Raw genomic sequence first — 19,650 nt, 5'->3', positions numbered from 1 at the left:
CATGACCCAGGAAATTCGCGTCACAAACTATCCCGAGGTCCTGACCGACCGGGCCTCGCATTACTGTCCGGGCTGCCATCACGGCACGGCCCACCGTCTGGTGGCCGAGGCCATCACGGACCTGGGCCTGGTCGACAACACCATCCTTGTCGGATCCATCGGCTGCTCGGTCTTCATTTACAACTACCTCACCCTGGATGCCATCGAATCGCCCCACGGCCGCGCTCCGGCGGTGGCCACCGGCGTCAAGCGCGCCCGGCCGGACAAGATCGTCTTCACCTATCAGGGCGACGGCGACCTGGCCTCCATCGGCATGGCCGAGATCATGCACTGCGCCAACCGGGGCGAGAACATCACCACGATCTTCGTCAACAACACCGTCTACGGCATGACCGGCGGTCAGATGGCCCCGACCACCCTGGTCGGCCAGAAGACCACCACCTGCCCCGGCGGCCGCTGCAGCGAGAACGAGGGCATGCCCATCCGCATGACCGAGATCATCGCCTCCCTGGGCGGTGTGGCCTTTGCGGAACGGGTCGCGGTCAACAACATCAAAAACATCAAGAAAGCCAGAAAGGCCGTAACCAAGGCCTTCGAGTGCCAGACCAAAAATGCCGGCTTCTCCTTTGTGGAAATTCTGGCCACCTGCCCCACCAACTGGCGCATGACCCCGCTTCAGGCCAACAAGCGCATTGAAACGGAAATGATCCCCTACTTCCCTCTGGGCAACTTCAAAGACGTGCTGGCAAAGGAGGAGAAATGAGCATTTACCAGGATGCAATCATCGCCGGATTCGGCGGCCAGGGCGTCATGCTCATCGGCAATCTCCTGGCCTACGCGGGCATGAACGCAGGGCTCAACGTGACCTACATTCCCGTCTACGGACCGGAAATGCGCGGCGGCACGGCCAACTGCACCGTCGTGGTCTCCGATGACGTCATCGGATCGCCCATCATCCGCTCGCCCGTGAGCCTGATCATCATGAACGGCCCGTCCCTGGACAAGTTCCAGCCGCAACTGCAGGACGGCGGAGTCCTGATTCTGAACTCCTCGCTCATCGACCCGGCTCAGACCGACAAGAACCGGGTCAAGGTCTACGCCGTTCCGGTCAACGAGATCGCCGACGGACTGGGCAATACGCGCATGGCCAACATGGTCGCCATCGGCGCCTACGTGCAGGCCACGGGCATCATGCCGGTCAAGCAGGTGCAGGACAGCCTCGATTCGGTCATCTCCTCGCACTACAGCCACATGATTCCCAAGAACGCTGCAGCCATACAGGCCGGCGCGGATTACGTCATCGCCAACGGTCAATACGCTTAACGATTCCCGGGGCCCTCGCGGGCCCCGTTTTTTTCCGCACCCATCCATCACCTGAACCGTCCGAGGTGCGACCATGCTTCTTCTCGGCATCATCGGCCACCCCCTCGCGCACACCCTGAGTCCCGTCCTGCACAACTGGGGCTTCCGGGAACTGGGCATAAAGGCCTCCTACCACGTCTGGGACACGCCCCCCGAAAAACTCGCCGCCTTCATGGCCGCCCTGCGCACCCTGCCCATTCACGGGGCCAGCGTGACCATTCCGCACAAGGAGACGGTCATGCCCCTTGTCGACAGGCTGACGGACAACGCCCGCGACATCGGGGCCGTGAACACCCTCTACTGGCAGGACAAAATGGTCTGGGGCGACAACACCGACGTGGCCGGGTTCATGGCGCCGCTCCGTGAACGCGATACGCAGCCCGGCACGGCCCTGGTCCTGGGCGCGGGAGGGGCCGCCCGTGCGGCGGTCCACGGCCTGCGCCAAGCGGGATGGCAGGTGCTCCTGTCCGCGCGCACGGGAGGCCGGGCCGACCGCCTGGCCCAATCGTTCCAGGCCGAGCATGTGCCCTGGGCCGACCGGCACGACGTGCGCCCGAGCCTGCTGGTCAACACCACCCCGCTTGGCATGTCCGGTCCCTTCCAGGCCCTTTCGCCCTGGAAATCGTCCCTGACCGGCATCTCCCTGGTCTACGACCTGGTCTACAACCCCAGGGAAACCCAGCTTCTGGCCCAGGCCGCACGCGAAGGGGTGGCGACCATCCCCGGCCTGCCCATGTTCGTGCACCAGGGGCTGGCCCAGTTCGAACGTTGGACCGGGCAGCGCTTCCCCGTCCCGCGCGCCGTCTCCCTGCTGGAAGAGACCCTGGCCGCCCGAGGCAAGGCATGATCCGCTGTCCCTGGCTTGATCTCTCAAAGCCCGACTACGTCCGCTACCACGACGAGGAGTGGGGAGTGCCGGTCCACGACGACCGCGTTCTTTTCGAGTTCCTCATCCTTGAATCGGCACAGGCCGGGCTGTCTTGGTACACGGTGCTGCGCAAGCGGGAAGGTTACCGGGCCGCCTTTGCCGGATTCGATCCTTTGGAGGTGGCGCGGTTCACCACCCAGGACGTGGACCGACTGCTCCTGGATCCCGGCATCATCCGCCATCGTCGCAAAATCGAGACGACCATCGCCAACGCCCGCGCATTTTTGGAAGTGCAATCCCGCTTCGGCACTTTCGCGTCCTATCTGTGGAACTTCGTCGACGGCCGCCCCATTGCCCACGACATCCGGGCCCTGGCCGACTACCAGACGACCTCGTCCGAGGCCGACGCGCTGGCGCTGGACTTCAAGCGACGCGGCTTTTCCTTTCTGGGCCGAACCACCTGCCACGCCTACATGCAGGCCGTCGGACTGTTCAACGATCACAGTCGGGACTGCTTTCGCAGGGAGGAAGTGACCCGGCAGGCCTGAGCAGCAGGACTTACCGCCCCACCGCCCTTCGTCTTTTGCTCCCGGAGCAAAAACGCGCAAGCCAACTTATTCTGGCACATCAAGCCGTAGCGTGCTAAAAATGAGTATCGGGCATTTCATCCAAAACGCTCCTGGGGGAACAGCATGAACTTCACCGATCTGCGCAAATTTGTCGCTCCGGAAACGATTTTCGGGGTGGGCGCGGTGGATCTGGCCGGACAGTACGCAGGCAAATTCGGCATCACCAGACCCCTTGTCGTCACCGACGCAGGCGTGCTCGCTGCCGGATGGGCCACACGTGTCATGGACAGTCTGGCCGCCTTCGACATCGAAGGCGTCATTTTTTCGGACATCACCCCCAATCCCAAGACCGCGGAAGTCATGGCCGGTGTCGCGGCCTATGAAGCGGGCGAATGCGACGGCATCGTGGCCGTGGGCGGAGGCAGTCCCATGGATTGCGCCAAGGGCATCGGGATCGTCGTCTCCAACGGCGGACACATCCTCGACTACGAAGGCGTGGACAAGATCATCGTGCCCATGCCGCCGCTCATCTGCATCCCGACCACGGCGGGCACTTCGGCCGACGTGTCCCAGTTCGCCATCATCAACGACACGGACCGCAAGACCAAGATAGCCATCATCAGCAAGACCATCATCCCCGATGTGGCCCTCATCGATCCCCAGACCCTGATGACCAAGAGCCCGTACCTCATCGCCTGCACGGGCATGGACGCGCTGGCCCACGCCATCGAGGCCTTTGTGTCCAGCGCGCATTCGCCCATGACCGACGTGCACGCCCTGGAAGCCATCCGCCTGGTTCACGGCAATCTGCTGGAATCCTTTCTGCATCCCGAGGACATGGAACTCAAGGCCAAGACCATGCTCGGCAGCATGCAGGCAGGGCTGGCGTTTTCCAACGCAAGCCTTGGCGCGGTGCACGCCCTGGCCCACAGCCTGGGCGGCTACAAGGACCTGCCCCACGGCGAATGCAACGCCCTGCTCCTGCCCCATGTGGTGGACTACAATTTTTCGGCGGCGCCCGAACGATTCCGGGTCATCGCCGAAAACATGGGCCTTGATTCCCGGGGCATGAGCACCTCGGAAGTGCGCGCGTGGCTCATCGAATCCATGACAGGCCTGCGCAGCGCCCTTGGCATCAGGGACAGGCTGGCCTCCAAGGGCATACGCGCCAGCGACATCCCGGTGCTTTCGGACAAGGCGATCCTTGACCCTTGTCTGGTCACCAACCCCAAATCCGCCAACAAGCGCGACATTCAAGTCATCTATGAAGAAGCAACCTGAGGAGAGCGTGATCAGCGCCACATCCCTGCGCGACAAGATCGTGGGTCTCAGCGAATCTTCAGGGCGCAAAAGCTACTACCCCATGTTGCAGCAAAAGATCCGGGAGTTGCAGGGGGAAATCGCCGAAAGGCACCGGGCCGAAGAGACGCTGCGCGAAACCCTGAAGCGCATCGAACGGCAGCAGGCCGTCATCGCCGAAATCTCGACGCATCCAACCGTTTTTCATGGCCTTCTGCAGGAAGCCGCCCCCATGATCACGACCCGGATGACCCACGCCATGGACGTGGCCCGGGCCAGCCTGTGGATAATGGAGCCCGACAGGCTCTGCAGCATGGACAAGTTCGATGCGCATGGGGGTGAGCATACATCCGGGACCTGCCTGGAATGCGGCAGGTTCGGCGCCTATTTCGAGGCCATCGAAAAAGGCCCCGTCATCGTGACCGACGCCCTGCAGGACCCACGCACCCGCGATTTTTCCCCAAAATATCTCGAAGCCAACGGAATTGCGTCCATGCTCGACGTGCCGGTGCTCATCGACGGAGAACTGACCGCCGTCATCTGCTTCGAGCATGTCGGAGAGCCGCGCGTCTGGCAGCCGGACGAAGTCACTTTCGCCAGCCGCATCGCCGATCAGGTCGCGCTCATCCTGGCTGGCCAGCGTCGGCGCATAACCGAGGAGCAGCTGCAAAGCGCCCACGCCGACCTGACTCGCAACCTGCGCTTCACCGAGGTGCTGCTGGACGCCATTCCCATCCCGATCTTCTACAAGGACTCCAAGCGGCGCTATCTGGGCTGCAACCAGACCTTCACCGACATCATGGGCATTACCTCCGAGGCTCTGCGCGGCAGGACAGCCCGGGAGTTATGGCCGGACCTCGCCGATGTCTACGACAATAACGACCACAGCCTGCGTCAGGACACTCGCAAAAGCACGTACGAATCCAAAGTCCGCGACAAGAATGGCGACCTGCGCGAAGTCATCTTCGCCAAGCAGATTTTTTTCGACGAATTCAAGAACGCGCAAGGCATCATCGGATCCTTCGTGGACATAACCGAACGCAACCGCGCCGCAAAGGAAACCCAGCGCTTGCGCACCCTGCTCGCCAACATCATCAACTCCATGCCGTCCATGCTGATCGGCGTCGATGCCGACGGCCGCATCGCACAATGGAACCAGCAGGCAGCGCTGGTGACCGGCGTGAGCGAAGCCCAGGCGCAAGGCCGGCCTCTGAGGCAGGTGGTGCCTTGGCTTGGCTCCGAAATGAAAAAGATCCGCCAGTCCATCGCCAACAAGAAGCCCTTTTTCGAGGGGAAACTGAGTAGGGTGGAACATGGCGAGACCATGTACGAAGACGTGACCATCTACCCCCTGATCACCAACGGGGTGGAAGGGGCGGTCATCCGCATCGACGACGTGACCGAGAAGGTCCGCATCGAGGAAATCCTGATTCAGTCGGAGAAAATGCTCTCCGTCGGCGGCCTGGCTGCCGGGATGGCCCACGAAATCAACAATCCCCTGGCTTCGATCATGGGCAACGCCCAGGTCCTGGAAACCAGACTCCTTCTGCCGTTGCCGCAAAACGAACTGGCGGCGCAGGAAGCGGGCTTCACCCTTGAGGCCCTGCAAAGCTATCTTGAAAAACGGGGAATTCCGAAAATGTTGAACTCCGTGCGCAGTTCGGGGGCACAAGCCGCGCAGATCGTAAGCAACATGCTCAGCTTCAGCCGCAAGAGCGAACCGGTGCTGGCCCCGGAAAACATCGTGGAACTTCTCGGCAAGACACTGGAACTTGCCCGCACCGATTACGATCTGAAGAAAAATTACGACTTCAAAAAAATCCGCATCGTCCGTGAATACGAAGACAATCTCCCCAAAATCCAGGGCTCGGCGAGCAAGCTGCAGCAAGTCTTCCTGAACCTGCTGCGCAACGGGGCCGAGGCCATGGGCGACAAGATCTACCCGGAGGGACAGTGGCCGCAATTCACGCTGCGGGTGAAAAGAAATGCACCATGGGTGCGCATTGAGCTGGAAGACAACGGACCAGGGCTTTCGGAATCCGTGCGCAAACGGGTGTTCGAACCATTCTTCACCACGAAGTCCGTGGGCAAGGGCACGGGGCTCGGGCTGTCCGTTTCCTACTTCATCATCACCGAGGAGCACGCGGGCATGATGGCCGTGCAGACGGCCGAGGGAGAATGGACCAGATTCATCATCGACCTGCCGGTCGCGATGTCGTCAAAATGAAAGCGGCAGGCCCGGGAGCCTGCCGCTTGAATGAATGAAGGGCGCGTTATCAGCGATAGACCTTGAGCCGATCTCCCGGGCGGATATGACCATTCTTCGCCAGATTGTTCCAGGCCAGCAAGTCGGAGGGAGTCACCCCGAAACGCTTGGCAATACCCCACAGGCTATCCCCCGGCTGAACCTTGTAGTTGACCAGCTTTGTGCGCACGGCATCGGCACTGGCCTTGGCGACCTTGACGTCGGCGCTGCCGGCATCAGGCACATAGAGCTTCTGGCCGACGCGCAGCACCGAGGATCGCTGGATGCCATTGGCCTGGCTCAGCGAAGCCGGATCGGTCTTGAACTGCTTGGCGATGGACCAGAGCGTGTCGCCCTCGCGGACCAGATAATTGGCTCTTTTGGAGGCCCACTTTCTGGCATCAGCCACTGAATCGGACGCCGGACCCTGGCCGGGTATGCGCAACGCCTGCCCCACCTTGAGGGCCTTGGTCCTGCTGACATCGTTGACTTGCTGCAAGACCGCCACTGATACATTGTACTTTTGGGAAATTCCCCACCAGGTGTCCCCGGGTTTCACCCTGTAGGACGCATAGCGGGTTTGCCGTGGAGTCACGGGACGCTTCAAAAAGTCCTGGGCCTTGGCCACGAGATGGCCAGGGACCGCGACTTTGACGGACCGTCCGGGAGGCGCTTCCTGCTTGCGAAAAGAGGGGTTGAGCTCCCGAAAAGACTTCCAGTCCATGCCCACGCTTTGGGACAGCGCCAAAAGATCCGTTTCCGGTTTGACTTTGAGCATGACCGGCGCAGCGGAACGTTTATCCATATTCAGGGGTTCAAAACCCAATTTTTCCAGATTCCTGGCAACCTTGACCAGGGCCAGGAACTTGGGAACGTACAGTTTGGTTTCCTTCTTCAGATCCTCGGAGGCCTCGCACAGGCTGAAGAAATCCTCGGTGCCCGTCTTTTTCAGGGCGCGGCCGATGGCGCCCTCGCCTGCATTGTAGGCGGCCAGGGCCAAGGACCAATCCCCGAAATCCCCGTACAGCTTCTTCAGGTAGGCAATGGCGGCCTCGGTGGATTTGTAGGGATCACGGCGCTCGTCCACCCATTTGTCCACGGTCAACCCATAGTTGATGGCGGTCCGGGGCATGAATTGCCACACGCCGCACGCTCCCGCGTGGGACTGGGCAAAAGGATTGAAGCCGCTCTCGGCAAAAGGCAGATAAATAAGATCCTCGGGCAATCCCTCGGCCAGAAAGCGCTCCCGGATATGCGGCAGATAGAGCTGCGCCCGCTTGAGCCAACCCGTCATCGTGCCCCGCTGAACGTGGGTGTAGTAGTGAAAATAGCGCTGGACATCCTCGTTTTCCTCGGTATCCAGACCGATATGAAAGGATATCTGCGTATCGAGGATTTTCTGCTCCTCGGCGGACAGGGATTCGGCGTCGGGAAGTTCTTCTCCCTCCGGCAGGACATCAAGCGGGTCAACATCGTCGACCGGACCACAGGCCTCCGGTGCGCCTTCCTTGACCGCTGCATCCCGCGGCGGCATATTTTCGGCGTTCTGACTCGCCATGCCGGAGCCGTCCGGGAACGGTCCCTGAGCTTTCTTGACGGGCATACAACCTGCCAAGATCAGCATGATAAGGAGCAGAACTCCACGTATATGAAATGTCAAAACAATCTCCTGGTCACAAGTTGGCCACTGGCCCTTAAAAAACGGGCGAGCGAGATCGAGCATTTTGACCTGCTACAGAAAAAAAAATCAAATTGCAAATCCGAACCAGGGGCTCATCATGGACCATCAAACACACGAAAAATCCGAAAACAATGCCCATCTCACCCCGGGCCGCAAGCCGGTTCTTGAACTCCTGACTTCAAGGCCCGAGGCACTGGACACGGTGTTTCTGTCTGAAGACGCCCCGGGCCTTGGCGATGTGATCGGCAAATGCCGCGAGCTCGGGGTGCGCTTCCGCAAGGTGCGGCGCCCGGATCTGGACCGCATGTACCCCGGGAATCACCAGGGGGTGGTGGCCCGCCTGCGCGGACGGCAGCTCGTCGAATTGGACGAACTCATCACCCGGGCCGCCGGGAGCACGTTTCCGCTCATCCTGGCCCTGGATCAGGTTCAGGACCCGGGAAACGTGGGCACGCTGGCCCGCACCCTCCTGGCCCTTGGCGGGGCCGGTATGCTCTTTCCCAAGGACCGCACGGCCTTCATCGGCCCGGCGGCCGCCAAAGCCGCTGCAGGGGCGCTCGACAGCCTCCCTCTGTGCCAGGTGGTCAATCTGGCCCGGGCACTCGATGCGTGCGCCGAGGCCGGACTTGCGATCTATGGATCGGGCACCGGGCCCGAAAGCCGGGACCTCTTTCAGGCCCGCCTGCATTTCCCTGCGGTGCTGGTGCTTGGCAACGAGGACAAGGGCATGCGCCCCAATGTGGGCAAGCGCTGCACGGAAAAGCTGTCCATTCCCATGCAGGGCGGATTCGATTCGCTGAACGTGGCCCAGGCCGGCGCCATGATCATGACGGAAATGTTGCGGCAGAGGCTGTAATGGGGCGAGCTATTTGATGTATTGCGGAAAATTCAGGAAAATCTCCTGGGTGTACGTGATCATCTTGTCCATGATCCAGGGGAAGGATATGAGCAGCGCCAAAAAAACGGCGATGATCTTGGGCACGAACGTCAGGGTCATTTCCTGAATCTGTGTCGCGGCCTGAAGTATGCTCACGAAAACACCCACTCCCAGTCCCACGCCAAGCATGGGCAAGGCGATGACCAGGGTCAATTCAATGGATTGCCGTGCGAAACCGATGACAAATTCGGGGGTCATGCTCCACTCCTGATCAGGGGCTAGATAAAACTGTTTACAAGAGAGCCTATTATCAGATTCCAGCCATCCACCATGACAAAAAGAAGAATCTTGAACGGCAAGGAAACCATGACCGGCGGAAGCATCATCATACCCATGGAAAGAAGGATACTGGCCACAACCATGTCTAAAATGAGAAATGGTATGTAAATCAAAAATCCAATCTGAAATCCTGTCTTGAGCTCGCTGATCACGTAGGCAGGAACAAGGACCATGGTCGGCACTTCATCTTTGTTCTGCGGCCTCTCAAGACCCGTCATCGAGAAAAATACCGAAAGATCCTTTTCCCGAGTATGCTTGAAAAGAAAAGTACGCAGCGGTGTCTCAGCCCGCTGCAAGGCTTCCCCGTAGCCGATCTCTTCTTTCAGGTAGGGTTGCAGGGCCGTATCGTTGATGGTGCGTCCCGTAGGCATCATGATGACCACGGTCATGAAGATGGCCAGGGAGGCCAGCACCTGATTGGGTGGCATCTGCTGGGTTCCCATGGCCTGACGCAGAAAATGGAAGACAATGATGATGCGGGTGAAGGACGTGACCGTCAGCATGAAGGCCGGAGCCATGGACAGCATCGTGAGCAGGGCCATGATCTCCAGCGCCACGGCCACTTTCTGGGGCTCGGCCTGACCGCTGGAAAGCTGCAAGGAAAGAGAAGGAAGATTGGGCCCATCGGCGGCCAGGAGTAAAATAGGAAAAAAACAGAAAATCAGGCTAGGAAGGAGTATCCTCCCCAGTTTCCTGGTCCAGTGTGGTCTGAAAATCCGGGATCGGTTCATTGTCTGCCTGGTGCTCCGCTATCAAGTTGATTCCGTTGTCGGTGACGCCCAACACCAGAAGCTTATTCAAGAAGCGGACCACCACCAGCTGCTTGCGCGGACCAAGGGCAACTCTCTCCTCCACCCTGAGAGCACCGGAACCGCGCCCTTGCAGTCGTGCCGCCAGCCCAAAGCGTTTCAGAAGCGCGAGCCCGAGGAAAATAAGCCCCAAAATAAGCAGCAACGCCGCCGCCATTTTGACCGATGCAAGTCCGAGTCCCGCACCGGCGCCTGTCAAAGTCGCGTTATCCAAGTTGCTTGACCCTCTCGATGGGGCTGATGATGTCGGTCAGACGCACCCCGAACTTTTCGTTGATGACCACGGCCTCTCCGCGCGCCACGAGCTTGCCGTTGACCAGGATCTCAAGAGGTTCGCCGGCCAGCTTGTTCAATTCTATGACCGAGCCCTGCCCGAGCTGTAGCAGTTCATTGATGAGCAGCTTGGTGCTCCCGAGCTGGGCCGAGACTTCAAGCGGAATGTCGAGGATGAAGTCAAGGTCCTTGCGCAGCCCTTCGGGCCTTGGTGCCTTGGCTTCCGCCGTCAAATCTTTGTAATCGAAATCCTTGCTCTGGGCGGCGAGCTGTCTCTGCTTCTTCTCATGCTGAATCTTGGTCTCCTCCTCGTCGGCCAGAGCCTTGGCCCATTCGTCGGCCAGGGCCTGATCGGAGCCGCCGGAGTCCTGTTCCTGCAACGCCGAACTCCAGGCATCGGCCAGGTCTTTCTCGGCCCCGCCGCCTTCAGCCTCCGCCTCACCCTGCTGTTCCAGGGCCGCGGCCCATTCCGCCGCCAGCTTGTCCTGATCTTCGACCATACCGTTCCCCTAGTAATTGAGTTCCTGTTCTTTGACGATCTTGAACGCCTTGTTTCCTTTGACAAAACCCGGAAGTCCGAAAAATTTGAGTATCCCGTGGATCCGGCCCGAAAGCATGTCGTCCTCGTCCTGGTCCAGCATGAGTATGTCGCCGACTTTCATGTCGAGAAGCTGACGGCCGGTGATCTGCGTCGTGCCGAACGTGACGTTCAGATCAACGGGCGTTTCCATGAGCCGATCCCGGAAACGGGAAATCCAGGCATGGTCGATTTCCAGGCGCTCGGTCTGGAAGGCGGCGTACAGCTTCGACCTGATGGGTTCAATGGTGGCATACGGCAGCGCCAGAACCATGGACCCCAGGGCATTCTCCAGTTCCACCTCGAAAGAGATGACCACTACCACGTCGCTTGGAGGGACGATGGTGGCGAACTGCGGGTTGATTTCAGAGCGCAGCAATTCGATGCTGACCTCGTGCACCGGCCGCCAGGCGTCTTCAAGATTGGCCAGGATGATCTTGACCACTTTTACGATGATGGACTGCTCGATGGGCGTGAAATCGCGGCCCTCGATCTTGGGCTGACTGCCTGCGCCGCCAAAAAAATTCTCCACCAGGGAAAACACCAGCCGGGTATCGACCACCAAAAGCGCATTGCCGCGCAGGGGATCGATCTTGAAGATGTTGATGCTCGTCGGCACGGGCAGGGAGCGCATGAAATCCCCGAACTTGGACATGTCGATGGAGATCGGGTTCACATCCACCCGCTTGCGCATGGTGTTGGCCAAGGCGCTGGTGCAGAGTCGTGAGAAGCGGTCGTTAATGATCTCAAGCACGGGCATGCGGCCGCGAATGATCCGGTCCTGATTGGCCAGATCAAAGGCCACGAAGCCCTTCGTGTCAACGGCTACCTCTTCTTCGGTCTCGATCTCCCCGCCCGAGATTCCCCGGAGCAGGGCATCGACCTCGTCCTGATTGAGGATCTTGCTCATATGCTGCCCACCAGTCGCTTACTGGACCACGAATTCCGTAAAATAGACATTGCGCACCTTGTTCTTGCCGATAATCTGGTTCAGTCGACTGACGATGTCGTTTTTCAGCTCGATCTTCTTGTCCATGCTGCTGATATCGGCAAAGGACTTGCTGGAAAGCAGGAGCAGCAGGGTATCCTTGACCCTGGGCATGGCTGCGGTCAACTCCGCCGCCGCCGCCGCGTTGGCCACTTCAACATCCAGCGTGGTTTTCAGGTATCTACGCCCCATGGGATCGGACAGGTTGACCACGAAAGAGTCAAGAGTCACCAATTGTCCGCCCGGTTCGACCTCGGCCTTGTGTCCGTCGGCGCCTTCGACGGTTGCGTTCTCGGCGGTTTCCCCAGCCGCCTTCGGCTGCAGATAGAACTTCCACGCCGCGAAACCTCCCCCACCCAGAACGCCAAGGACAACGAGCGCGATGATAATGAGCTTGAGCTTGCCGCCCTTTTTCTTTTCAGCCTTTTCCGGTGCAGCCGCTTTTTTTTCGGCCATATATTCCTCCTTTTTGATCCTTGCGAAAAACGGGCCTAAAGATACGTTCTTCCCGTGGTTTTGAGTAAAATCTCCACTCTTCTGTTCTTGGCCCGGCCTTCCGGCGTGGTATTGTCGCCCAGGGGAAATGCCTCGCCATAGGCGGAAACGGAAAAACGTCCGGGATCAAAACCCTGCTGCAAAAAGAAACTCAGCACGGACATGGCCCGTTCCGAGGACAGCATGTAGTTGTCTTTTTGACCCGCCGGGACGTTATCCGTGTATCCAGCCACGTTGACCGGCATGGTCACGGTGGCCAGAAAACGGGAGAACTCCGACAGAAGCTTGCGGCTGTCCTGGGTCAAGGCGCTTTCTCCGATGTCAAAAAGAAGCCCGTCGGAGAGGACGAGAGCGATTCCCTCGGGCCTCACCAGGATTCGCAGATTCTCGTCAAGGGTGCTCCTGGCCATGCCCTCGGGCAAGACCTCGTCCGGAAAAAGCAAATCCTTGATGCGCTGCGGATCGTGCAGGGCCTCGGCCGGATTCTCGATGATCACATTCATGAACTCGAAGTGGGTTGTCAGCCTGCCCGCCCCTTTTTTCGGAGCCAGCCCCATGTCGCCAACGAAGTGGGAGACCACGTCGCGCAGGATGGATTTGTCCATGGACGACATGGACAGAAGCAGCACAAAGAAACTCAGCAGCAGGGTCATGAGATCCGCAAAGGTGACCAGCCATGACGATCCCTGAGACTCAAATTCGGCGCGTTTTTTCCTGCGAGCCATCAGGGTTCTCCCGGCAGGTCGAAGCGGAACAGAAAATCCTTGACCCGGTAACTGTCCGTGGGCTTTTGGGCAGAGTCTTCGCGCACGGCCTGGGCCGCCATCTCATGGCTCCAGCTGCCGACACGCCGGTCGAGGATGATTTCAACCCGCCGATTGGTCAGTCTCTCGCCTGGGTCTTCGGTGGTCACGCGTGGCCGAAAACGTCCAAAAGCTTCCAGGCGCAGCTTCTCGGGCTCGACGCCCGTCTCAATGAAATACTTGTACACGGCCATGACCCGCGCCAGGGAGAGCTCCCAGGAGAAATCAACCTTGACCCACGGCTTGGCCAGATAGTCAGGGCCAAATTCGTCCATGCCGTCCGAGGCGTGCCCCGACAATCCAAGCGGATGAGCGCTTTCCATGACCACGGGACGCAGACGGTCCAGAAGCGACCGACCTTTCTCCGTGAGTTCCGAAGAACCGGGTGCAAAAAGGGCATCGGCCCCTATGGAAAGCCGCTGCATGAAGCGGTTGGATTCAAAACGCAGATCCTTGTCCGGATCTTCCCAAAGGTGATCCTTGACCGGCGAGAGATCCTTGAAAACGTTGATGGGCCCGGGGTCGACCTGGGTTCTGGTGTCCACCGTGGTCAGATCGCTCATGCTCGGCGCGCCGGTGCCGAAGGTACCCGAAACGGAGCCGATGGCGACTTTGCGTTTATAGATGTCCGTGAGGGAGGCCATGGACACGAGCACAATGAAAAACGTCATCAGCAGGGTGACCAGATCCGAAAAGGTGATCATCCAGGACGGAACCCCAGGTTTCGACTGCTCGGTTTTCGCCCTCTTACTGATCATGCTTTTCCCCTGTCCAGCCTCAGGGCCTGACCTTGCGCTCCTTGGGAGGCAGGTAGCTGTTCAGCTTCTCTTCGAGAATGCGCGGGTTCTCGCCACGCGAAATTGACATGATCCCTTCCAGGATCATGGTCCGGATCAGGACTTCCTCGCGACTGCGGGCCCGCAGCTTGCCGGCCATGGGGTTGAAGACGAGGTTGGCGAGGATGGCGCCATAAAAGGTGGTCAAAAGGGCCACGGCCATGGCCGGGCCGATGGTGCTCGGATCGTTCATGCGCTTGAGCATGAGCACAAGGCCGATGATGGTGCCGATCATGCCCATGCCGGGGGCCAGGGTTCCAAAGGTCAGCAATATCTCGGCGCCTTTCAGGTGGCGCTCCTCAAGACACGAGATTTCGGTCTCCATGATTTCCTGGATGAGCTGCGGATCAAGGCCGTCCACGGTCAATTGCAGGCCCTTGCGCAGAAAATCATCGGGTATGTTCTTCAGATGCGCTTCCAGGGACAGGATTCCCTCGCGCCGGACCCGGGTGGCGTAATCGACAAACTGGGCGATGAGCGCCGCAGGGTCGTCCGCCTTGGACATGAACGTCTTCCTGATGATGCGGGCTACGCCAAGAACACTCTCCAGGGGATGGGTCACCAGCACCGCGCCGATGGTGCCACCGATCACGATGAGCAGAGAGGAAAAATCCAGAAAAAGAAAGCCGTCACCGCCCAGGGCGGCGATGACCAGCCCGAAGGCGACCAAGATTCCGATGATTGTGGCCAGATCCATAAAACATCCGTCCCCAGGGCCGTTAGATTGAGCCGCGTTCTCCAAATATTCTGGTGCCAATGCGCACCAAGGTCGCTCCTTCCTCGATAGCCGCCTCGAAATCCCCGGTCATGCCCATGGACAATTCGGGCAGGGCAAGGCCGAAGCCTGTGCGCAAGGTTTCGGCAAGTTCCCTCAAACGGGCGAAATAGGGACGCGCCCGATCGGGATCGTCAAAAAAAGGAGGCATGAGCATGAGTCCCCGCCAGCGCAGATTCGTGGCGTGGGCCAGAAATTCCGCCAAAGGCGGCAACTCCGACTCCAGAATGCCGCTTTTCTGCTTTTCCTCGGCCAGGTTGACCTGCACCAGCACGTCCTGGACCACGTCCATCGCTTCGGCCTGACCTTGCAACGAGCGGGCCAGTTTCAGGGAATCCACCCCGTGAATGAGGCCAAAGCGCCCGACCACGCTCTTGACCTTGTTGGTCTGCAGATGCCCGATGAAATGCCAGGATATTTCACGCGGCAGGATGGCCATCTTGCCCAGGGCCTCCTGCACGTAATTTTCGCCGAACATGGGCTGTCCGGCCTCGAAAAGAGTCCGGATATCGTGGGCGGAATGCAGCTTGGAAACGGCCAGCAGACGCGCGTCAGCCGGGTCCCTTCCGGCCCTGCGGGCGGCCGCGGCCATCTGCTCCAGAACTTTTTGCCACCGGTCGGTGATGCTTGGCTGATCCATGGACGCTCTCCTCCTGCCCTAGGACCCAAGGCCCAGGGAAGTCATGAACTGACCGTCTTCGGTCCAGCCTTCGCGCACCTTGACCCAGAGTTCCAGATGCACTTTCGTTCCGAGCAAGGTCTTGAGTTCCTGCCGGGCCTGCTGGCCGACAATTTTCAAATTCTGCCCCTGCTTGCCCACGATCATGCCCTTGTGACTGTTTTTTGACGTATAGATCATGGCCCCGATCATGGTCATGTTCTGTTCCGGCAATTCTTCCCAGGTTTCGATTTCGACGGCCACGTTGTAGGGCAACTCCTGGTCCAGAGCCAGGAAAAGCTTTTCGCGGATGATCTCCGAGGCCATGAACCGGACCGACGCCGTGCTCAGCTGATCTTCGGGAAAGAGGGCCGGACTGAGCGGCAGGAAATTGCGGATCACGGCCAGCAGACCGTCAACGCCAACCCCAGTGCGGGCCGAGATGGGCACCAGCTCCACTCCGGGCCAACGCTCGGCGCAGTTGGCCAAAAGTCCGAGCAGGCGCTCCTTGGGCTTGATCTGGTCGACCTTGTTCAAGGCCACGGCCATGGGCACGCCAAGAGAACCGATCCGGGCGGCCAGGGGGCGCAGGTCGCGCTCCAGAGCTTTTTCGTTGCCCGCGTAGCGGGAGCCGTCGAGGAACAGGATGACTCCGTTGGCCTCCTGCAGGGCGCCCCAGGCGGCATCGACCAGAAAGCGGTTCAACTTGCCGCGCGCGGTGTGAACGCCGGGGGTGTCCAGAAAAATGATCTGCTCTTCGGCGGTGGTGTGAATCCCGGTGATGCTGGTGCGAGTGGTCTGGGGCTTGGGAGAGACGATAGCGATCTTCTCGCCAAGGACCTTGTTCAAAAAAGTGGATTTTCCTGCATTGGGAGGCCCGACTAGGGCGATGAATCCTGCTCGATAGGTAGGGGACATGGGTTCCATATGATCTTTGTAAAAGGATACCGACGGGTTGAAATTCAGCCTCGGGGAAGCGTTCGGGATTTGCGGGAATTATCCCTTGCCCTGCGCTTCGGAATCTGGATATAGCCCCCAAACATTATGGGCAAGGACTTAATCATCGTAGAATCACCCGCCAAAATCAAAACCATCAAAAAGTTTTTGGGCGGCGGGTATGAAGTGGAAGCATCCGTGGGACACGTGCGTGACCTGCCGACCAAAACCCTGGGCGTTGACGAAGACAACGACTTCGCCCCGGACTATCAGATAATCCCTGGCAAGGCCAAGGTCGTCAGCAAGCTCAAATCCGCCGCCAAGGCTGCGGACACGGTCTATCTGGCCCCGGACCCCGACCGCGAGGGGGAGGCCATCGCCTGGCACGTGGCCGAGATCATCCGGACGGCCAATCCCAACGTGAAGCGCATCCAGTTCAACGAGATCACGGCCAAGGCCGTCAAAGAGGCCCTGGCCAACCCCACGGAACTGCGCAAGCCTCTTTTTGACTCCCAGCAGGCCAGGCGCATCCTGGACCGTCTGGTCGGTTACAAGATTTCTCCGCTGCTCTGGAAAAAAGTCAAACGCGGCCTGTCCGCCGGGCGTGTCCAGTCCGTGGCCCTGCGTCTCATCGTGGACCGCGAACGTGAACGCCAGGCCTTCATCTCCGAAGAATACTGGCTCTTCAAGATCACGGTCCAGGGCGAAACGCCCCCGCCCTTCGATGCCGACCTGTGGAAAGTGGACGGGGAAAAGCCCGTCATCGGCGACGAAAAGACGGCCCTGGCACTGGAGAGCCGCGTCAGCGGACTGCCCTATGTGGTCCAGAACATCGTCGAGAAGGAACGCCAGCGCCACCCGCGCCCGCCGTTCATCACCTCCACCCTGCAGCAGGACGCCAGCAACAAGCTCGGCTTCAACGCCAAACGGACCATGTCCGTGGCCCAGCGCCTCTATGAGGGCGTGGAGCTTGGCGAACGCGGAACCACGGCGCTCATCACCTACATGCGTACCGACTCGGTGCGCATTTCCGACGAGGCCCGGGACGGCGCCCGCGAGTGGATCATCAGCACCATGGGGCCGGAATTCTATCCCGCCGAGGCCCGGGTCTACAAAAGCAAGGGCAGCGCACAGGACGCGCACGAAGCCATACGCCCCGTCGATCCGAGCCTGACTCCCGACTCCATCAAGAACAACCTGCCGCCCGAACAGTACAAGCTCTACAAGCTCATCTGGGAGCGCTTCATGGCCTCGCAGATGGCTTCCGCACGCTTCTGGGACACGGTGGCCACCATTGAGAGCGGCCCGGCCCTGTGGCGCGCCAAGGGCGAGCGGCTCGTCTTCCCCGGTTTTCTGAGGATCTGGCCCCAGTCCTCGGACAGCCAGAGCGCCCTGCTGCCGAAACTTGTGGCCGGACAGGAACTGAGCCTTGAGAAACTGCACAAGGAACAAAAATTTACCCAGCCCCCGGCACGTTTCTCCGAAGCGTCCCTGGTGCATAAGCTCGAAGAACTGGGCATCGGCCGTCCCTCGACCTATGCGGCGATCATCTCGACCCTGACCGAGCGCGACTACGTCCACATCGAGGAAAAACATTTCCAGCCCACGGATCTTGGCGTCATTGTCTGCGACCTTCTGGTGGAACATTTCGCCCACCTCATGGACGCCGGCTTCACGGCGCGCATGGAAGAAAGCCTCGACCATGTCGCCGAGGGCGAATCCGACTGGGTCGCCCTGCTCCGGGATTTCACGCTGGACTTCAACCCGACCCTGGACAAGGCCCGCGAGAACATGACCCAGGTCAAGGCCGGCATGGATACCGGGCTGACTTGCCCGCAATGCGAGGACGGCCGACTGGTGGTCAAATTCGGCAAGAACGGAACCTTCCTGGGCTGCGCCAATTATCCCGCCTGTTCCTTCACCAGCAACTACACCCGCAACAGCGCCGGAGAAATCGAGCTGGTCAAGGAAGAAGCTCCCGAAGAGCTCGGACCCTGCCCCAAATGCGAAGACGGCCGACTGGTGGTCAAGAAGACCAAGACCGGCGGTAGATTTGTGGCCTGTTCCAACTATCCGGCCTGCCGCCATACCAAATCCGTAAGCACCCACGTGGCCTGCCCCAAGGACGGATGCGACGGCGAACTGGTCGAAAAAACCAGCCGCCGCGGAAAGCCCTTCTATTCCTGCAGCAAATATCCCAAATGCGATTACGCGGTCTGGGACTTTCCCGTGGCCAAGCCCTGCCCCCTGTGCGAATCCAAGATTCTGGTGCGCAAGGAGACCAAGGCCAGGGGAGTGCACCTGGCCTGCCCGGTCAAGGATTGCGGATACTGGGAAAAAGAGGACTAGAGCAGGCCGCCGCGCATGCAGATCCTGTATTTCTTCAGAAACGCCACGGGGTTGTAGCTGAGCTTGGCCTTGCGCAGCCCTTCGTCGCCAAGGTCCTGCTCACGATTCACGATCTGAAAACCCTGGCAGCACCGCTCCAGAAAAATCTGGTTGATGGCCTGGTACACCCCTTTGAAATTGGGGCATCCCTTCTCAAAATGGATGACCACGGTCGTATCGTCCAGGGCCTCCGCGATGGTGTAGGCGATCATCTTTTCATCGATCACAAGCCCACCGCCAATCAGCCCTTCCAGCCTTGACCAGTCATGCATGACCTTGACGATGGCCCGATTTTCCGCGTCCAGGGTCTGATCGTTTTCGCTGTTGCGCCACAAGAACCAATCCGTCTGCAGGGCCAGGGCGAATTCCACGGTTTTTTCATCCAGGGATACGAATTTTGCATCATGGTCGCGCATGAACTGGTTGAGCAAATTCCTCTTGTTGTGGAATTTTCGGCCCTTGAGTTCGGTCAACTCACCAACATCATACAAATAATCCCAGTGTTCCCGGCATTCCTCTACCTCAATCCCAGGCAACCGCTGCTCCCAGATGAGCTTCAATTCCTCGGGGATGCGGATGAAACAGGTGTCCTGCGGCAAATCGTCCCGCAGGGCGGCCCAGTCGGCCTTTTCCCAATCCCCAACGGGAGCCCAGTACATGGTTTGCGGAAAAGTCTGCCTAATGAGTACGTAGTCATCCCTAAAAGACCACTCCAGGCCGTACTCCCGCCCCCAGCCCCAGAGGTTGATGAAGCTGTAATCCGAAGGCTTCTGGCCGCACTGCGCCAGACGCCGGTTATATTCTTTCTGCCCGTCAAGGGTGATGGGGCGAAACGTTTTTTCCATAGGTCCTTCCAATATAAGTTACGCAAC

General features: G+C 59.6%; 21 protein-coding genes. 8 read left to right on the top strand and 13 right to left on the bottom strand.

Translation table 11 applies throughout. The features are described from left to right. Position 1 precedes the first annotated feature (1 nt). From BMZ40_RS14015 to BMZ40_RS13990, 6 genes are all read left to right on the top strand, one after another. Positions 2 to 763 (top strand): thiamine pyrophosphate-dependent enzyme, encoded by a 762-nt coding sequence (locus tag BMZ40_RS14015; protein ID WP_092377033.1) that lies wholly within the window; start codon positions 2 to 4, stop codon positions 761 to 763. Beyond that, positions 760 to 1,323, top strand: coding sequence for a 2-oxoacid:ferredoxin oxidoreductase subunit gamma family protein (locus tag BMZ40_RS14010; RefSeq protein WP_092190702.1), 564 nt, complete (start codon positions 760 to 762; stop codon positions 1,321 to 1,323). Before BMZ40_RS14015 ends, BMZ40_RS14010 begins: the two co-directional genes overlap by 4 nt. A gap of 73 nt (positions 1,324 to 1,396) precedes the next feature. Beyond that, positions 1,397 to 2,209 carry a shikimate dehydrogenase gene (gene aroE / locus BMZ40_RS14005; protein ID WP_092377028.1) on the top strand — a complete coding sequence of 271 codons (813 nt, stop codon included), beginning with the start codon at positions 1,397 to 1,399 and terminating at the stop codon, positions 2,207 to 2,209. Then, positions 2,206 to 2,778 carry a DNA-3-methyladenine glycosylase I gene (locus BMZ40_RS14000; protein WP_092377025.1) on the top strand — a complete coding sequence of 191 codons (573 nt, stop codon included), beginning with the start codon at positions 2,206 to 2,208 and terminating at the stop codon, positions 2,776 to 2,778. The genes aroE and BMZ40_RS14000 overlap by 4 nt, the downstream gene beginning before the upstream one ends. Positions 2,779 to 2,922: 144 nt before the next feature. After that, positions 2,923 to 4,080 (top strand): alcohol dehydrogenase-like regulatory protein ErcA, encoded by a 1,158-nt coding sequence (gene ercA, locus BMZ40_RS13995; RefSeq protein ID WP_092377022.1) that lies wholly within the window; start codon positions 2,923 to 2,925, stop codon positions 4,078 to 4,080. Further along, positions 4,064 to 6,325, top strand: a complete 2,262-nt coding sequence (locus tag BMZ40_RS13990) for a PAS domain S-box protein (RefSeq protein ID WP_092377019.1) — start codon at positions 4,064 to 4,066, stop codon at positions 6,323 to 6,325. The genes ercA and BMZ40_RS13990 overlap by 17 nt, the downstream gene beginning before the upstream one ends. Positions 6,326 to 6,374: 49 nt before the next feature. Here the strand turns inward: BMZ40_RS13990 and BMZ40_RS13985 are convergent, their stop codons facing one another. Then, entirely contained in the window at positions 6,375 to 7,946 is a 1,572-nt protein-coding gene (locus BMZ40_RS13985; RefSeq protein WP_177193181.1) for a lytic transglycosylase domain-containing protein, read from the bottom strand. Positions 7,947 to 8,121: 175 nt separating this feature from the next. Between BMZ40_RS13985 and BMZ40_RS13980 the strand changes: the two genes are divergently transcribed. Beyond that, the gene (locus BMZ40_RS13980) at positions 8,122 to 8,880 is read left to right on the top strand and encodes a TrmH family RNA methyltransferase (protein WP_092377213.1); all 759 of its coding nucleotides are present in this window, start codon (positions 8,122 to 8,124) and stop codon (positions 8,878 to 8,880) included. 9 nt (positions 8,881 to 8,889) lie between these two features. Here the strand turns inward: BMZ40_RS13980 and fliQ are convergent, their stop codons facing one another. The 11 genes from fliQ to era are packed head-to-tail and all read right to left on the bottom strand — an operon-like array spanning position 8,890 to position 16,372. Beyond that, positions 8,890 to 9,159: a flagellar biosynthesis protein FliQ gene (fliQ, locus tag BMZ40_RS13975; protein ID WP_092190689.1), complete on the bottom strand. Its 270-nt coding sequence runs from the start codon at positions 9,157 to 9,159 to the stop codon at positions 8,890 to 8,892. A gap of 20 nt (positions 9,160 to 9,179) precedes the next feature. Beyond that, the gene (fliP, locus tag BMZ40_RS13970; RefSeq protein ID WP_245751117.1) at positions 9,180 to 9,971 is read right to left on the bottom strand and encodes a flagellar type III secretion system pore protein FliP; all 792 of its coding nucleotides are present in this window, start codon (positions 9,969 to 9,971) and stop codon (positions 9,180 to 9,182) included. Next, positions 9,907 to 10,263 (bottom strand): flagellar biosynthetic protein FliO, encoded by a 357-nt coding sequence (fliO, locus tag BMZ40_RS13965; RefSeq protein ID WP_143075647.1) that lies wholly within the window; start codon positions 10,261 to 10,263, stop codon positions 9,907 to 9,909. Before fliO ends, fliP begins: the two co-directional genes overlap by 65 nt. Then, positions 10,256 to 10,822 carry a flagellar motor switch protein FliN gene (gene fliN / locus BMZ40_RS13960; RefSeq protein ID WP_092377013.1) on the bottom strand — a complete coding sequence of 189 codons (567 nt, stop codon included), beginning with the start codon at positions 10,820 to 10,822 and terminating at the stop codon, positions 10,256 to 10,258. The genes fliO and fliN overlap by 8 nt, the downstream gene beginning before the upstream one ends. Before the next feature lie 9 nt (positions 10,823 to 10,831). Then, the gene (fliM, locus tag BMZ40_RS13955) at positions 10,832 to 11,809 is read right to left on the bottom strand and encodes a flagellar motor switch protein FliM (RefSeq protein ID WP_092190681.1); all 978 of its coding nucleotides are present in this window, start codon (positions 11,807 to 11,809) and stop codon (positions 10,832 to 10,834) included. A gap of 18 nt (positions 11,810 to 11,827) precedes the next feature. After that, complete coding sequence (locus tag BMZ40_RS13950; RefSeq protein WP_092377010.1) at positions 11,828 to 12,343, bottom strand: flagellar basal body-associated FliL family protein; 516 nt, start codon at positions 12,341 to 12,343, stop codon at positions 11,828 to 11,830. A gap of 35 nt (positions 12,344 to 12,378) precedes the next feature. Continuing rightward, on the bottom strand, positions 12,379 to 13,107 hold the full coding sequence (locus BMZ40_RS13945; RefSeq protein WP_092377008.1) for an OmpA/MotB family protein: 729 nt from the start codon (positions 13,105 to 13,107) through the stop codon (positions 12,379 to 12,381). Continuing rightward, positions 13,107 to 13,943, bottom strand: a complete 837-nt coding sequence (locus tag BMZ40_RS13940; protein ID WP_092377005.1) for an OmpA/MotB family protein — start codon at positions 13,941 to 13,943, stop codon at positions 13,107 to 13,109. The genes BMZ40_RS13945 and BMZ40_RS13940 overlap by 1 nt, the downstream gene beginning before the upstream one ends. A gap of 19 nt (positions 13,944 to 13,962) precedes the next feature. Beyond that, complete coding sequence (locus BMZ40_RS13935) at positions 13,963 to 14,718, bottom strand: motility protein A (protein ID WP_092377002.1); 756 nt, start codon at positions 14,716 to 14,718, stop codon at positions 13,963 to 13,965. A gap of 22 nt (positions 14,719 to 14,740) precedes the next feature. Further along, positions 14,741 to 15,436, bottom strand: coding sequence for a YggS family pyridoxal phosphate-dependent enzyme (locus BMZ40_RS13930; protein WP_092376999.1), 696 nt, complete (start codon positions 15,434 to 15,436; stop codon positions 14,741 to 14,743). Between the two features lie 18 nt (positions 15,437 to 15,454). Beyond that, on the bottom strand, positions 15,455 to 16,372 hold the full coding sequence (gene era / locus BMZ40_RS13925) for a GTPase Era (RefSeq protein ID WP_092376996.1): 918 nt from the start codon (positions 16,370 to 16,372) through the stop codon (positions 15,455 to 15,457). Positions 16,373 to 16,498: 126 nt separating this feature from the next. Here era and topA point away from each other — a divergent pair, with 126 nt between their 5' ends. Continuing rightward, on the top strand, positions 16,499 to 18,739 hold the full coding sequence (gene topA, locus BMZ40_RS13920; protein ID WP_092376992.1) for a type I DNA topoisomerase: 2,241 nt from the start codon (positions 16,499 to 16,501) through the stop codon (positions 18,737 to 18,739). On the opposite strand, the gene BMZ40_RS13915 is transcribed toward topA, so the two are convergent. Then, positions 18,736 to 19,623 (bottom strand): DUF2156 domain-containing protein, encoded by an 888-nt coding sequence (locus tag BMZ40_RS13915; protein WP_092376989.1) that lies wholly within the window; start codon positions 19,621 to 19,623, stop codon positions 18,736 to 18,738. The two genes, topA and BMZ40_RS13915, sit on opposite strands and share 4 nt — an antisense overlap. Positions 19,624 to 19,650: the final 27 nt, after the last annotated feature.

This window comes from Desulfomicrobium apsheronum (genome assembly GCF_900114115.1).
In the GTDB taxonomy this organism is placed as follows: domain Bacteria; phylum Desulfobacterota; class Desulfovibrionia; order Desulfovibrionales; family Desulfomicrobiaceae; genus Desulfomicrobium; species Desulfomicrobium apsheronum.
The sequence above is the reverse complement of the archived record's forward strand: the minus strand, read 5'-3'. Positions and strand labels throughout refer to the sequence as shown.

Bases quoted from the DNA above. Each gene is read 5' to 3' on its own strand.
- topA (WP_092376992.1), top strand. From the start codon at position 16,499: ATGGGCAAGGACTTAATCATCGTAGAATCACCCGCCAAAATCAAAACC.
- aroE (WP_092377028.1), top strand. From the start codon at position 1,397: ATGCTTCTTCTCGGCATCATCGGCCACCCCCTCGCGCACACCCTGAGT.
- BMZ40_RS13950 (WP_092377010.1), bottom strand. From the start codon at position 12,343: ATGGCCGAAAAAAAAGCGGCTGCACCGGAAAAGGCTGAAAAGAAAAAG.
- BMZ40_RS13980 (WP_092377213.1), top strand. From the start codon at position 8,122: ATGGACCATCAAACACACGAAAAATCCGAAAACAATGCCCATCTCACC.
- BMZ40_RS13930 (WP_092376999.1), bottom strand. From the start codon at position 15,436: ATGGATCAGCCAAGCATCACCGACCGGTGGCAAAAAGTTCTGGAGCAG.
- fliQ (WP_092190689.1), bottom strand. From the start codon at position 9,159: ATGACCCCCGAATTTGTCATCGGTTTCGCACGGCAATCCATTGAATTG.
- fliM (WP_092190681.1), bottom strand. From the start codon at position 11,809: ATGAGCAAGATCCTCAATCAGGACGAGGTCGATGCCCTGCTCCGGGGA.
- fliN (WP_092377013.1), bottom strand. From the start codon at position 10,822: ATGGTCGAAGATCAGGACAAGCTGGCGGCGGAATGGGCCGCGGCCCTG.
- BMZ40_RS14000 (WP_092377025.1), top strand. From the start codon at position 2,206: ATGATCCGCTGTCCCTGGCTTGATCTCTCAAAGCCCGACTACGTCCGC.
- BMZ40_RS13915 (WP_092376989.1), bottom strand. From the start codon at position 19,623: ATGGAAAAAACGTTTCGCCCCATCACCCTTGACGGGCAGAAAGAATAT.
- fliP (WP_245751117.1), bottom strand. From the start codon at position 9,971: ATGAACCGATCCCGGATTTTCAGACCACACTGGACCAGGAAACTGGGG.
- ercA (WP_092377022.1), top strand. From the start codon at position 2,923: ATGAACTTCACCGATCTGCGCAAATTTGTCGCTCCGGAAACGATTTTC.
- BMZ40_RS13990 (WP_092377019.1), top strand. From the start codon at position 4,064: ATGAAGAAGCAACCTGAGGAGAGCGTGATCAGCGCCACATCCCTGCGC.
- BMZ40_RS13945 (WP_092377008.1), bottom strand. From the start codon at position 13,107: ATGGCTCGCAGGAAAAAACGCGCCGAATTTGAGTCTCAGGGATCGTCA.
- BMZ40_RS13985 (WP_177193181.1), bottom strand. From the start codon at position 7,946: ATGCCCGTCAAGAAAGCTCAGGGACCGTTCCCGGACGGCTCCGGCATG.
- era (WP_092376996.1), bottom strand. From the start codon at position 16,372: ATGTCCCCTACCTATCGAGCAGGATTCATCGCCCTAGTCGGGCCTCCC.
- BMZ40_RS13940 (WP_092377005.1), bottom strand. From the start codon at position 13,943: ATGATCAGTAAGAGGGCGAAAACCGAGCAGTCGAAACCTGGGGTTCCG.
- BMZ40_RS14015 (WP_092377033.1), top strand. From the start codon at position 2: ATGACCCAGGAAATTCGCGTCACAAACTATCCCGAGGTCCTGACCGAC.
- BMZ40_RS13935 (WP_092377002.1), bottom strand. From the start codon at position 14,718: ATGGATCTGGCCACAATCATCGGAATCTTGGTCGCCTTCGGGCTGGTC.
- BMZ40_RS14010 (WP_092190702.1), top strand. From the start codon at position 760: ATGAGCATTTACCAGGATGCAATCATCGCCGGATTCGGCGGCCAGGGC.